Genomic DNA, 12,051 nt, shown 5'->3' with positions numbered 1-12,051 from the left:
GGCCGGCGCCGCGCATGCGTTGCCGGAAGCTCGCCATTGCTTGCCCGATCCTGCCGCGAGCACGCCCGCTGCTGTCACGTACCGCCCACCTCGCTGTAGGCTTGCCCCATGACCGACTTGCTCGATGCTGTCCGCCGCCATGCCGATGCCGAGGCCGATGCGCAAGGCATCGCGCGCACGCCCATCCCTGGCCTGACCACCGTGCGCGCCACGGCGCCCAGCGATCTGCTCTTCGCGATCTCGCGGCCACTGGTGGCCGTGGTGGTGCAGGGCCGCAAACAGGTGACGATGGGGGCGCAGGTGCTGGACTTCGCGGCCGGTGAGTCGCTGCTGATCACGGCCGATGTGCCCACCGTCAGCCAGATCACGCGCGCCACGCTGGCGGCGCCCTATTACGCCGTGGCGCTTGAGCTGGATGTGGCCGTCATCGCCGAGCTGGCCGGGCAGATGCAGGCCAGCACGGCACCCCAGGCCGCGCCGGTGCGCGTGCTGTCCACCGACGCCGAGGTGGCCGGCGCCTTGCTGCGCCTGCTGCGGCTGCTGGACCGCCCGGACGCCCTGTCGGTGCTGCAGGCCGCCATGCTGCGCGAGCTGCACTACTGGCTGCTGGCCGGCCGGCACGGCGCGGCCATCCGGCAGCTCGGCTGGCCCGGCGGCCACGCCGAACGCATCGGCCGTGCGGCCGCGCGGATGCGCGCCGAGTTCGCCCGGCCCTGGACGGTGGAGGCACTGGCCCAAGCGGCCGGCATGAGCGCATCGGCCTTCCATCGCCATTTCCGCGCGACGACCTCGCTGTCGCCGCTGCAGTTCCTGAAGAACCTGCGCCTCATCGAAGCGCGGCGGCTGATGCTGGCCGACGGTGCCAGCGCCAGCACCGCGGCCTATGCCGTGGGCTACGAGAGCGTGCCGCAGTTCACCCGCGAGTACGCGCGACTGTTCGGCCAGCCGCCGGTGCGCGACGTCACGGCCGCGCGGCTCAAGGCGCGGGCGGCGGCTTGAGCTGCGCCTCCAGCTGGGCGACGTCCTTGCCGAGCTCGGCGAGATAGCGGTCACGCTCCTCGCTGGCCCACTCCGCATCCGAGAAGCCCTTCAGCGCGTAGCTGGCGCTGCGATGGACGACGCCCTCGCGCCGCAGCAGCATGGCGCGGTCGGGGAAGCGGTCCTCCAGCAGCAGGAAGCCCTGCAGGTCGCGCAGCTGCAGCGGCATGGCAGGCGCGCCGTCGCGCAGCAGCTTGCCGAACAGACGCAGCCGCGCCGTCTGCGCCCCGGCCCCCAACTCCTCGTTGAAGCTGACCAGCGCGAAGGGCTGGCCCTGCGCATCGTCGACGCGGGCATTGACCACGTAGCGCCCCGGCTGCCTGACGTTCAGGCCCACCAGGAAATCCAGCGATCCCTCGGCCACGCGCTCCGTGATGGCGGCCCAGTCGGCGGGCACCAGCGGCTGGTAGACGACATCGAAGTTCACGACGCCCTGGCGCCCGTCCTGGCTCAACGTCACCTGCAGCCGCAAGGTGCCGGCGAAGTCGGCGAACGCCGTCTGCGAGGGCTGGAACTGCGCGCTGTAGACGCCGTCGCTGGCCGTGAAGTTCAACGCCAGCTGCGGCCGCCCGGCGGCCTGGCGCGGGTCGGGCAGGTCGAAGGCCACCGCCCGCGTGACCAGCAGCGGCAGGGACTGCCCGGCATCGTCCTGCGCGCTGACGCTGACCTTCACCACCTCTTCACCGCTCATGAAGACGCGGTCCTGCGTCGTCAGGATGTTCACGCCCGCCACCGCAGCCTTGGTGCCGGAGAACCGCAGCGGCAGGCGCTCGCGAATGGGCGCGAAGGGGCGCACCTGGTCCGGATGCTCGGCCAGTGGCCGCGACTCGTGCGGGTAGCGGGTCTGCTCGCGGTAGGTGGCCAGCGTCAGCTTCGCCCGCTCCAGCCGCTGCAGCAGCTGCTCGCGCTGGGCCAGGCGCGCGCTGAGCGCGGCATCGGTGAACGGCGAGCCCGCCGGGCGCGAGGCCGACGGCCGCGGCGTGGCCGACGGCGCGGGCGGCATCACCCGCGCCACCTCGGCCGGCGCCGGCCTCGCCTCGGCACGGGGCCATGCCCACCAGGCGATCACCCCGGCGAGCGCCGCGCCCGCCAGCCAGCCGGCCGCCCTCATTGCGCGTTCTGGACCATGTCGGCACGCACCAGCCCGACCGTGCCCTGCCAGTTGCCGCTGGTGTAGTGGTTGTAGGCCTCGGCCGTGTCACGGAAGACCACCGAGTGGTTGCTCCACTTGGCCGTGCCGCCCTCGGTGGCCGCCGTGCCCAGCGTCAGGTCGTTGCACAGCCAGTCGCTCGGGTTGCAGTAGCTGCCGCCGCCCGAACCCGACACGCCACCCGCCGAGTGATAGGCCACGGCCTCGTCGTCCTGCCCGGGCAGCACGAAGGAGTACAGCGTGCCCTTGGCCCCGGCCCACATATAGAACATCTTGGCGCGCGTGTTGTTGTGGTCGTACAGCGCACGCGCCGTGCCGGTCTTCAGGTCGCTCACCAACGGTTCGCTGAGCGCCCAGTCCCCGGCGTTGGCCAGTTCGCTGCCACCGCCCGCACCGGCGGCCACGTTCACCCACTTGATGTTCCAGCCGGTCTGCGTCGAGCCATCGCTGTTGGCGCAGCTGCCGTCGCTGCCGGGCGACGCGTTCTTCTTGTAGCGCGACGTGCCGCCGTATAGCGACAGCGTGTAGCCGATCATCAAATCGCCCGCGCTGTGGGCCGCGATGTAGCACCAGTTGCTGCCCGTGCAGAAGCAGTCGAGCGCGTTGCGCACCAGGTAGTTCTGGTCCGAGATGTGGTTGTAGCCGTCCCAGTTCACGGCCTTCTTGTTGACGCCAGCGGCCGTGCCGGCCGGGCCCCAGTAGGTGAAGTCGGCATAGTTGCCGGCCACGCCGCCGCCGGTGCGGCCATTGATCCACAGCGAATAGTTGGTGGCCAGCGCCGCGCCAGCCAGCGCGGCGCCCGCCAGGGCGATCATCAGGAACCGTTGCAAGCGAGAGCGTGTCATCGTTGTCTCCTGTCGATGTTGTGGTGTCAGCAGGAGTCACTTTAGGAACGCCGCCCCGACTCGGCCAACCCGCGCTAACCCGCAGAAGAACCGGCCCGCACTGACACGCGGCCGTCACGCGCCGCCTGTGGCGGCGAACAAGAGGGCGGCCGGCCGCGACGTGGGGTTGACAAGCCCGATGGCCTACACCCGTAGTGTTGACAGGCCCTAGACTGCCCGTCACTCCACGACTCGAACCCCACGACCGATGCGCCGGCGCACCCTGCTGTTGACCCCTGCCCTGGCCGTCGCGAACCACGCGCGGGCTCAGCGGCCGCAGGTCGTCATCGGCGCCGAGGACGACTGGCCGCCCTACTCGTCCAACGTGGGCGGCCGCGCACAGGGCATCACCGTCGATCTCGTCAGCGCCGCATTCGCCGCCGTGGGCATCGACGCGCACTTCGACCTGCTGCCGTATGTGCGCTGCATGGCGCAGACGAAGTCCGGCGCACTGTTGGCCTGCTTCGACACCACACGCACCGCGCAGATCGAGGGCGACTACCTCTGGCCGGCGCGGCCGATGTTCGAGGAGCGCTTCCTGATCTGGGCCCGGGCGGACGGCCCGGCGCCCCAGCCCGCGCTGCAGGTGCGCGATCTCGAGGGCGAGCAGGTCGCGGTGACGCGCGGCTACGAGTACGGCAGCGCGTTCGACAGCAACCCGCTCATCGCACGCGTCGTCACCGCGCACGACGAGAACAACTTCCGGCTGCTGCTGCGCGGCCGTGCCACCTACACGCTGGCGCCCGACATCACCGCGCGGCTGCTGTTCAGGCGGCATGCCGACCTGGACGGCCGTTTCAAGGTCGTTGGCCAGCTCGACGCCTTCGGCATCTACACCGCGTTCTCGCGCCGCCATCCGGCCTCCGCCGCCACGCTGGCCGCCTTCAACGAAGGCATGCGCATCATCCAGGCCAACGGCGTGGCCAGGTCCATCCTCGAGCGCTGGCGGCGCCAGGCTGGCGCCCCCTGAGCCAGCCGCCCGCCGCAGCCGGTTTGGCAGAATGCGGCCCTCGCGTGTTACCCAGGGCGCCCTGCAACCGGCGCCCTTCGTGTTTGTGGACCCTATCGTTTCCCAGATCGCCGCCGAACTGAAGGTTCGGCCCGCGCAGGTGCAGGCCGCCGTCGACCTGCTGGATGGCGGAGCCACCGTGCCCTTCATCGCCCGCTACCGCAAGGAAGCCACCGACGGCCTGGACGACATCCAGCTGCGCGAGCTGGAGGCCCGGCTGGCCTATCTGCGCGAGCTGGCTGACCGCCGCGAAGCCGTGCTCAAGAGCATTGCCGAGCAAGGCAAGCTGACGCCCGAACTGCAGGCCGCCATCCTGGCCGCCCCCACCAAGCAGGAGCTCGAAGACCTCTACCTGCCCTACAAGGTCAAGCGCCGCACCAAGGGCCTGATCGCGCGCGAGGCCGGGCTGGAGCCGCTGGCCGACCAGCTGTTCGCCGACCCGTCGTTGGACCCGCAGGCCGAGGCCGCCAAGTTCCTGAACCCGGACGCCGGCTTTGCCGACGCCTTCGCCGTGCTGGACGGCGTGCGCGACCTGCTCAGCGAGCGCTGGGCCGAGGATGCCGTACTGGTGGGCAAGCTGCGCGAATGGCTGTGGGAGGAAGGCCTGTTCCAGTCCAAGCTGATGGACGGCAAGAATGGCGAGCTGCCCGACAACGCCAAGTTCCGCGACTACTTCGACTACGCCGAGCCCATCAAGACCGTGCCCTCGCACCGCGCGTTGGCCGTGTTCCGCGGCCGCACGCAGGAGCTGCTGGATGCCAAGCTGGTGCTGGATGAAGAGCCCGTTGCCGGCCAACCCGGCCTGGCCGAAGGCCGCATCGCATCGCACCTGGGCTGGCGCCACAGCAATCGCGCGAGCGATGCGCTGATCCGCAAGACCATTGCCTGGACCTGGAAGGTCAAGCTGTCGCTGAGCCTGGAGCGCGACCTGTTCGCCCGCCTGCGCGAGACGGCCGAAGCCACCGCCATCAAGGTGTTCGCCGAGAACCTGCGCGACCTGCTGCTCGCAGCACCCGCCGGCAAGCGCGTCGTCATGGGCCTGGACCCCGGCATCCGCACCGGCGTGAAGGTGGCCGTCGTCAGTGACACCGGCCGCGTGCTGGACACATCCACCGTCTACCCGCACGAGCCCCGCCGCGACTGGGACGGTAGCCTGCACACGCTGGCCAAGCTGTGCGCCACGCATGGCGTGAACCTCATCGCCATCGGCAACGGCACCGCCAGCCGCGAGACCGACAAGCTAGCGGGCGAACTGATCAAGAAGCTGCAGGCGCTGGACGCCAACGTGAAGATCGAGCGGGTGGTGGTCAGCGAGGCCGGCGCCTCGGTCTACTCGGCCAGCGAGTTCGCCTCCAAGGAGCTGCCCGACCTCGACGTGTCGCTGCGCGGCGCCGTCTCCATTGCCCGCCGGCTGCAAGACCCGCTGGCCGAGCTGGTCAAGATCGACCCCAAGAGCATCGGCGTCGGCCAGTACCAGCACGATGTGAACCAGAGCGAGATGGCCCGCGCGCTGGACGCCGTCGTCGAGGACTGCGTGAACAAGGTCGGCGTGGACCTGAACACCGCGTCGCAGGCGCTGCTGGCGCGTGTGTCGGGCCTGTCCGCGTCCGTCGCGAGCAGCATCGTGCGCTGGCGCGATGCCAATGGCGCCTTCCGCAACCGCAAGCAGCTGCTGGACGTGACGGGCCTGGGCCCCAAGACCTTCGAGCAGGCCGCCGGCTTTCTGCGCATCCGTGGCGGCGACAACCCGCTGGACTTCTCCGGCGTGCACCCCGAGACCTACCCCATCGTCGAGAAGGCGCTGGCCCAGCTCAAACGCACGGCGGATGAAATCGTCGGCCGCAGCGAGGTGCTGCGCACGCTGAAGCCCGAACTGCTGGCGGACGAGAAGTTCGGCCTCATCACCGTCAAGGACGTGCTGGCCGAACTGGAGAAGCCCGGCCGCGACCCGCGCCCTGACTTCAAGGTCGCCCGCTTCAACGACGGTGTCGAGGACGTGAAGGACCTGCAACCCGGCATGCTGCTGGAAGGCACGGTCAGCAACGTCGCGCAGTTCGGCGCCTTCGTCGACCTGGGCGTGCATCAGGACGGCCTCATCCACGTCAGCCAGCTGTCCAACAAGTTTGTCAACGACGCCCGCGAAGTGGTCAAGACGGGCGACATCGTCAAGGTCAAGGTGCTGGAGGTGGACCTGGCGCGCCAGCGCATTTCGCTGACGATGAAGCTCGATGCACAGGCACCCCGCGCCGGTGCCGGCCGCGGCGACAACAGCTTCAAGCCCGCCGGCCGCCAGGAGCGCGGTGGCCGTGCGGCGCCGGCGCCCGCACCCGCCGGCGGCGCCATGGCGGCCGCCTTCGCCAAGCTGCAAACCAAGCGCTGAGTGGCGTCGCTGCCGCGCCACTGACCTTCGTCATGGCGCGGCCTCATCGCCATCATGCGAGCGCCCGCCACGCTGCACTTTCGGCGCCTGGCGCCCCACATTCCGCGTTTGGTCGCAAGCCGCACCAACGCACCGGTCCGGCTGGCTATCGTTCGCGCCGTCCCGTCTTCCCGGAGTCCGTCTTGAAAAGCCCCGAACTCGCTTCGCTGCTGCTGCTCAGCCCCGCCGTTCTGCTGGCGCAGCAGGAGGCCGACCGCAACGGTCCGCCGCTGCCCGGCAACAACAACCAGCTGGAGCGTGTGGAGGTGCGCCGCACCCTGAGCGACACCGACCTGCGCCGCCGCGCACCCGTGGCCAAGCAGGTGTTCGGGCGCGACGAACTGGACAAGTACGGTGACACCAACGTGGCCGACGTGCTCAAGCGCCTGCCCGGCGTGAACGTCTCCGGTGGCGCGCCGCGCATGCGCGGCCTGGGCTCGGGCTACACGCTGATCCTGATCAACGGCGACCCGGCCCCCCCGGGCTTCCAGCTCGACCAGCTGGACCCCAAGCAGGTCGAACGCATCGAGGTCACGAAAGGGCCGACCGCCGACCAGAGCGCCCAGGCCGTGGCCGGCGCCATCAACATCATCCTGAAGGACGCACCGCGCCTCTCGCAGCGCGACCTGCGCCTGGGCCTGGGCTACAACGTGGAGCGCCCCACGCCGTCGGCCACGCTGACCTTCGGCGAGAAGATCGGTGCGGCCGCGCTGTCGGTGCCGGTGTCGCTCTTCTCCTGGCGCAACCTCGGCGAGACGACGACGCAGCGCCACGTCGTGAGCGACAACGGCAGCAGCGGCGACTCCGAACAACGCGGCGAGCAGCTGAACTGGGGCCACGGCCTGAACACCACGCCTCGGTTGAACTGGCGCATCAGCGATGACGAGACGCTCACGCTGATGGGCTTCGGCCAGCAAGGCTGGTGGAACAACCGCCTGCGCTACGACACGCTGTCCAGCAGCGGCATCGCCAGCAGCGGGCTCGATGACGACGCCGACAACAAGGGCCACTGGCAGATGCTGCGCGGCAATGTGCAGTGGAACAACCGCTTCAGCGAAACGCAGAAGGTGGAGCTGAAGGCCGGCGTGCAGCGCGCCAAGGGCGGCTTCGACAACCTGACGGTGGACACGACGACGCCGGTGCGCAGCGTCGGCGACAACATCGACCGCAACTTCACGCAGGCCGGCAAGTACAGCCAGCTGGTGGGCGAGGAACACAGCCTGACCGTCGGCTGGGACCTCGAATGGCGCCGCCGCGACGAGACCCGCACGACCACCGTGAACGGCCAGTCGCAGCTGCCCCAGTTCGACGGCGAGACCTTCGGCGCGCGCATCGAGCGCCAGGCGTTCTTCGTGCAGGACGAGTGGGAGATCGCGCCGCAGTGGTCCACCTACCTGGGCCTGCGCAACGAGCGCATCGTCACCACGAGCCGTGGCAACGCGCTGGACGCCCGCAACGTCAGCAGCGTGCTGACGCCGCTGTGGCACCTCAACTACAAGCTCGACCCGAAGGGCCGCGACCTGATCCGCGGCAGCCTCACGCGCAGCTACAAGGCGCCGGACCTGAGCGCCATGCTGGGGCGCTACTCGCTGAACAGCAAATACCCCTCGGCGGCGCAGACCAACGAGGAGCTCTACCCCGACCGGGTCGGCAACCCGCTGCTCAAGCCCGAGCTGGCCACCGGCGTGGACATCGCCTACGAGAAGTACTTCACCGGCGGCGGCATGTTCAGCATCGCGCTGTTCCACCGCGACATCCAGGACCTGATCCGCAACGCCACGACGCGGGAAGTGCCGGCCGGCGGCACGGTGGCCCGGTACGTGTCGCGCCCGATCAACCTCTCCAAGGCGCAAACCAGCGGCATCGAGATGGAGCTCAAGGGCCGGGCGTCCGAGCTGATGCCGGCGTTGTTCGACGCCAAGACGGCGCTCAACCTGCGCGGCTCGGTCAGCTTCTACCACTCGCGCGTCGACGCGCTGCCCGGCCCGGACAACCGGCTGGATGGCCAGCAGCCCTGGTCCGGCAACCTGGGCTTCGACTACCGCCTGCCCACGCTGCCGCTGACGACCGGCGCCAACCTCGCGTTCACGCCCGGCTACAGCACGCGCCAGACCCAGACGCAGGTGCTCGACCAGACCCGCAACCGCTCGCTGGACCTGTTCGCGCAGTGGGTGCTGAACCCCAGCCTGTCGCTGCGCGTGTCGGCCAACAACCTGGCGCCGCTCGACACCCAGTCGCTGACCACGGTGTCCAACGGCTCGACGACGTTCACCGACCGCGAAGCCCGCGCCTGGTACGGTGTGAACCTGGAGATCAAGCTCTGAGCACCAGCGCCCGTTGATGACCGCCCTGCAGATCCTCGCCGGCCCCGCAGCCCGCGCCCGCCTCGCCGAGCGCGGGCTGCGGCCCGAGGACATCGGCCTCATCCCGGCTGCCGCCGGCGGCCCCAAGGGGCTGATCCTCAACGGCCTGGATCGCCTGCTCTTCGGCGACTGGCTGACGCGCAGCCACCAAACCGTCCATCTCGTCGGCGCCAGCATCGGCGCCTGGCGCATGGCCACGGCGGCGCTGGCCCACCGCGACGTCGCCACCGCCTTCAACACGATGGCCGAGGCCTATGTGACGCAGGAGTACGACGTGCTCCCCGGCGAGAAGCGGCCGCGGCCCGAGGGCGTCAGCCAGCGCTTCGGCGAGATCCTGGCGGAGATCTTCGAAGGCCGCGAGGCCGAGGTGCTGGGTCACCCACGCTTTCGGCTGCACGTCGTCACGTCGCGCGGCCAGAACAAGGGGCTGGGCCTGCTCGCCCGCGAGGGCCGGCTGCGCACGCCGCTGGGCTACCTCGGCGCCTTCGCGGCGAATGCCGTGTCGCGCCCGCTGCTGGGCCGCTTCCTCGAACGCGTCGTGTTCTCCGACCCGCGCGACCGCCTGCCGCTCAAGCTCAAGGACTTCACCACCCGCGAGGTGCACCTGTCGCGCGCCAACCTGCGCGGTGCGCTGCTGGCCAGTTGCTCCATCCCGTTCTGGCTGCGCGCCCAGCACGACCTCCCCGGCGCGCCGCGCGGCGCCTATTGGGACGGCGGCATCACCGACTACCACCTGCACCTGGACTACCGCGCCCTCCAAGCCGCACCGGCGCCGCTGGTGCTCTACCCGCATTTCCAGCAGCAGGTCGTGCCCGGCTGGCTGGACAAAGCACTCAAGCACCGCCACCGCTCGACCGCCTTCCTCGACAACGTCGTGCTGCTGTGCCCGTCGCCGGAGTGGATCGCCACGCTGCCCGGCGCCAAGCTGCCGGACCGCAACGACTTCATGACGCTGGACACCGCCGAGCGGCGCCGCCGCTGGCGCGTGGCCGTCAGCGAAAGCCAACGCCTGGCCGACGATTTCGCCACGTTGACCGCGCGCGACACGGTTCAGGCGTTGCCGCTTTAGAATCCGCGCTCCCACCCTCAAGACTCCCTTAACAAGAGCGAGAAAGGCACCCTGGTTATGACACCGCGAACTACGACCACCACCTTCACCGGTAACTAGTCGGCCGCGGCACGTCACGCCAGTCCTTTTCGGACTTCACCAATCAAGCGCGGCAAGTGGCCGCGCTTTTTTGTTTCTCGCTCCCGGAGCACCCCATGATTTCCATCCAACTCCCCGACGGCTCGCGCCGTGAGTACCCCGCCGCGCTCACCGTCGGCGATGTGGCTGCCAGCATCGGCACCGGCCTGGCCAAGGCCGCCCTCGGCGGCAAGGTCGACGGCAAGGTCGTCGACCTCTCCTACGTCATCGACAAGGACGCTCAGGTCGCCATCGTCACCGACAAGGACGCCGACGGCCTGGAGCTGATCCGCCACTCAACGGCCCACCTGCTGGCCTACGCCGTCAAGTCGCTCTACCCCGACGCCCAGGTCACCATCGGCCCGGTCATCGAGAACGGCTTCTATTACGACTTCGCCTACAAGCGCCCCTTCACGCCCGAAGACCTGGCCGCCATCGAGTCCAAGATGACCGAGCTGGCCAAGAAAGACGAGAAGGTCGTGCGCCGCGTGCTGCCGCGCGACGAAGCCGTGGCCCACTTCAAGGCCCAGGGCGAGGCCTACAAGGCCGAGATCATCGAGAGCATCCCGGCCGACCAGGACGTGTCGCTGTACGCCGAAGGCGCCTTCGAAGACCTGTGCCGCGGCCCGCACGTGCCCAGCACGGGCAAGCTCAAGCACTTCAAGCTGATGAAGGTGGCCGGCGCCTATTGGCGCGGCGACCACCGCAACGAGCAGCTGCAGCGCATCTACGGCACGGCCTGGGCCACCAAGGACGACCTGCAGAAGTACCTGACGATGCTGGAGGAAGCGGAGAAGCGCGACCACCGCAAGCTCGGCAAGGAACTCGACCTGTTCCACATCGACGAACACGCCCCCGGCGTCGTCTTCTGGCACCCCAAGGGCTGGACGGTGTGGCAAGAGGTAGAGCAGTACATGCGCCGCGTCTACCGCGACAACGGCTACCTGGAGGTCAAGGGCCCGCAGCTGCTCGACAAGACGCTGTGGGAAGCCACCGGCCACTGGGACAAGTACCGCGAGAACATGTTCACGACGGAATCGGAGAAGCGCGACTACGCACTCAAGCCGATGAACTGCCCCGGCCACATCCTGATCTTCAAGCAGGGCGTGAAGAGCTACCGCGACCTGCCGCTGCGCTACGGCGAGTTCGGGCAATGCCACCGCAACGAGCCCACCGGCGGCCTGCACGGCATCATGCGCGTGCGCGGCTTCACGCAGGACGACGGCCACATCTTCTGCATGGAAGACCAGATCCAGGGTGAAGTCACCGCGTTCACGACGCTGCTGCAGAAGGTCTACAAGGACTTCGGCTTCACGGACATCATCTACAAGCTCTCCACTCGCCCCGAAAAGCGCATCGGCACCGAGGAGAGCTGGGACAAGGCCGAGGCCGCGCTTGCCGAGGGCTTGAAGGCCTCGGGCTGCGACTTCACCTACCTGCCGGGCGAAGGCGCGTTCTACGGCCCCAAGATCGAATACACACTCAAGGACGCCCTGGGGCGCGAATGGCAGTGCGGCACCATCCAGGTCGACCCCAACCTGCCCGAGCGCCTGGACGCCGCGTTTGTGGACGAGGACGGCGAGCACAAACGCCCCCTGATGCTGCACCGCGCCATCGTCGGCAGCCTGGAGCGTTTCATCGGCATCTTGATCGAGCAACACGCCGGCGCGCTGCCCACCTGGCTGGCTCCGACGCAGGTTGTCGTCGCCAACATTACGGATGCGCAGGCCGATTACGTCGGTGAAATTGTGAAATCGCTGCAAAAACAAGGGCTTAGGGCCCAGGCCGATTTGCGCAACGAGAAGATCACCTATAAAATCCGCCAGCATTCCATGCAAAAGCTGCCGTACATCCTCGTCGTGGGTGACAAGGAAAAGGCGAATGGCAGCGTTGCGGTACGCGCCCGTGGCAACCAGGACCTCGGCGTGATGCCCCTGCAGGACTTCCTTGACCGGATCTCCGCAGACATCACCAACAAGGTCTGACAGCCTGTCGGGCGCGC

The 12,051-nt window shown here is 69.1% G+C and carries 8 protein-coding genes; 6 read left to right on the top strand and 2 right to left on the bottom strand.

All coding sequences use genetic code 11. The features are described from left to right. Positions 1-108: 108 nt before the first annotated feature. Positions 109-999 (top strand): AraC family transcriptional regulator, encoded by an 891-nt coding sequence (locus ACG00X_RS02085; RefSeq protein ID WP_394486264.1) that lies wholly within the window; start codon positions 109-111, stop codon positions 997-999. On the opposite strand, the gene ACG00X_RS02080 is transcribed toward ACG00X_RS02085, so the two are convergent. After that, positions 977-2,149 carry a hypothetical protein gene (locus ACG00X_RS02080; RefSeq protein WP_394486263.1) on the bottom strand — a complete coding sequence of 391 codons (1,173 nt, stop codon included), beginning with the start codon at positions 2,147-2,149 and terminating at the stop codon, positions 977-979. The genes ACG00X_RS02085 and ACG00X_RS02080 overlap by 23 nt on opposite strands. Further along, the gene (locus ACG00X_RS02075) at positions 2,146-3,033 is read right to left on the bottom strand and encodes a hypothetical protein (RefSeq protein ID WP_394486262.1); all 888 of its coding nucleotides are present in this window, start codon (positions 3,031-3,033) and stop codon (positions 2,146-2,148) included. Before ACG00X_RS02075 ends, ACG00X_RS02080 begins: the two co-directional genes overlap by 4 nt. 247 nt (positions 3,034-3,280) lie before the next feature. Here ACG00X_RS02075 and ACG00X_RS02070 point away from each other — a divergent pair, with 247 nt between their 5' ends. The 5 genes from ACG00X_RS02070 to thrS all read left to right on the top strand — a co-directional run bounded on the left by ACG00X_RS02070 (position 3,281) and on the right by thrS (position 12,034). Next, entirely contained in the window at positions 3,281-4,042 is a 762-nt protein-coding gene (locus ACG00X_RS02070; protein ID WP_394486261.1) for a substrate-binding periplasmic protein, read from the top strand. A gap of 85 nt (positions 4,043-4,127) precedes the next feature. Beyond that, complete coding sequence (locus ACG00X_RS02065; protein ID WP_394486358.1) at positions 4,128-6,461, top strand: Tex family protein; 2,334 nt, start codon at positions 4,128-4,130, stop codon at positions 6,459-6,461. A 182-nt stretch (positions 6,462-6,643) separates the two neighbouring features. After that, positions 6,644-8,824: a TonB-dependent receptor plug domain-containing protein gene (locus ACG00X_RS02060; RefSeq protein WP_394486260.1), complete on the top strand. Its 2,181-nt coding sequence runs from the start codon at positions 6,644-6,646 to the stop codon at positions 8,822-8,824. A gap of 16 nt (positions 8,825-8,840) precedes the next feature. Continuing rightward, on the top strand, positions 8,841-9,932 hold the full coding sequence (locus ACG00X_RS02055; RefSeq protein WP_394486259.1) for a patatin-like phospholipase family protein: 1,092 nt from the start codon (positions 8,841-8,843) through the stop codon (positions 9,930-9,932). Positions 9,933-10,126: 194 nt separating this feature from the next. Next, entirely contained in the window at positions 10,127-12,034 is a 1,908-nt protein-coding gene (gene thrS, locus ACG00X_RS02050) for a threonine--tRNA ligase (protein WP_394486258.1), read from the top strand. Positions 12,035-12,051 lie beyond the last annotated feature (17 nt).

This window comes from Pelomonas nitida (genome assembly GCF_043555975.1).
Taxonomy (GTDB): domain Bacteria; phylum Pseudomonadota; class Gammaproteobacteria; order Burkholderiales; family Burkholderiaceae_C; genus Pelomonas; species Pelomonas nitida.
Note: the sequence above shows the minus strand (reverse complement) of the source record. Positions and strands in the feature narration are given on the sequence as shown.

Coding starts and splice junctions, on each gene's coding strand:
- ACG00X_RS02085 (WP_394486264.1), top strand. CDS start 109: ATGACCGACTTGCTCGATGCTGTCCGCCGCCATGCCGATGCCGAGGCC.
- ACG00X_RS02080 (WP_394486263.1), bottom strand. CDS start 2,149: ATGAGGGCGGCCGGCTGGCTGGCGGGCGCGGCGCTCGCCGGGGTGATC.
- ACG00X_RS02075 (WP_394486262.1), bottom strand. CDS start 3,033: ATGACACGCTCTCGCTTGCAACGGTTCCTGATGATCGCCCTGGCGGGC.
- ACG00X_RS02070 (WP_394486261.1), top strand. CDS start 3,281: ATGCGCCGGCGCACCCTGCTGTTGACCCCTGCCCTGGCCGTCGCGAAC.
- ACG00X_RS02055 (WP_394486259.1), top strand. CDS start 8,841: ATGACCGCCCTGCAGATCCTCGCCGGCCCCGCAGCCCGCGCCCGCCTC.
- thrS (WP_394486258.1), top strand. CDS start 10,127: ATGATTTCCATCCAACTCCCCGACGGCTCGCGCCGTGAGTACCCCGCC.